This window comes from Desulfocicer vacuolatum DSM 3385 (assembly GCF_900176365.1).
GTDB classification, from domain to species: Bacteria; Desulfobacterota; Desulfobacteria; order Desulfobacterales; family Desulfobacteraceae; genus Desulfocicer; species Desulfocicer vacuolatum.
This window is the reverse complement of record NZ_FWXY01000076.1, coordinates 1-1,379: the sequence shown is the minus strand read 5'-3', so window position 1 is coordinate 1,379 and position 1,379 is coordinate 1. Positions and strand designations below refer to the sequence as shown.

Sequence of the window (1,379 nt, the reverse complement as noted above, 5' to 3'; positions counted from 1 at the left end):
GGCTTGATCACCTCCCGGGATTTCGGCGGCACCAAAAAATGGCGTACCTGCTATACCTCCGACGGCACCGGCCACACCATGCTCTATGCCATGGACAACAAAGCCATTGAACTTGGCATTCCCGTGCATGAACGAAAGGAAGCCATCGCCCTTATTCACGATGACGGTGTGTGCCACGGGGCCGTTGTCCGGAATCTGATCACAGGGGAGCTCATTGCCTATGTGGCAAGGGCCACCACCATTGCCACAGGCGGTTATGGACGTCTTTATTCCGTGAGCACCAATGCGGTGATCTCCGAGGGCATCGGTAATGCCATTGCCCTTGAAACCGGTGTGGCCTGCCTTGGTAACATGGAAGCGGTGCAGTTCCATCCCACGGCCATTGTACCTGTGGGTATTCTCACCACCGAAGGGTGCCGGGGGGACGGCGGATTGTTGCTTGATAAAGACGGATACCGTTTCATGCCCGACTATGAACCCGGTAAAAAAGAGCTGGCCTCAAGGGATGTTGTGTCCCGCCGCATGACCGAGCACATGAGAAAGGGCAAGGGGATTCCCTCCCGATACGGTGATCATCTCTGGCTGGATATCACCCTTTTGGGCAGAAAACACATTGAAAAGAACTTAAGGGAAGTAAAAGAGATCTGCGAATATTTCCTTGGCATTGACCCTGTCACCGAGTATATTCCGGTGCGTCCCACCCAGCATTACTCCATGGGCGGCATCCGCACCAAGGCCACCGGTGAAAGCCCCACCTTAAAGGGTCTTTTTTCCGCCGGTGAAGCTGCCTGCTGGGACATGCACGGATTCAACCGCCTTGGCGGTAACTCCGTTGCCGAAACCGTTGTGGCCGGTATGATTGTGGGTGAATATGTGGCAGATCACTGCCAGAACAATCCTCTTAATATCAATACCAAACTCATTGAAAAGTTCATGAGCCGGGAAAAGGAGAAAATTTCCACCCTGATCCAACGGGACCGTGGGGAAAATCCCTATGAGCTGAAAAAAGAGATGCAGGAGATCATGATGGACAAGGTGGGTATTTTCAGAAATGAAACAGACCTTGTCCAGGCCGTGGAAGAGTTAAAAGTGTTGCACCAGCGATCCCAAAATGTGGCCCTTAGAAATAAAATAAGCTCTTCCAACCCGGAACTTGTGGAAGCCATCAGGGTGCCCAAAATGATCAAACTTGCCCAGTGTGTGGCCTATGGTGCCATGCTCAGAAAAGAGAGCCGAGGCGCCCATGCCAGGGAGGATTTCCCGGAAAGAAACGACCGTGACTGGCTCAAACGCACCCTGACCTATTGGAAGGACGACAATGCCGATCTTCCCGAAGTGGAATATGAAGATCTTGATGTGATGAAGATGGAGATGCCGCC

General features: G+C 52.6%; 1 protein-coding gene. It reads left to right on the top strand.

Annotated elements, in window-relative coordinates:
• Positions 1-1,379, top strand: a 1,379-nt coding sequence (locus B9A32_RS20965; protein ID WP_084072141.1) for a fumarate reductase flavoprotein subunit, incomplete at both ends; no start/stop codon positions are given.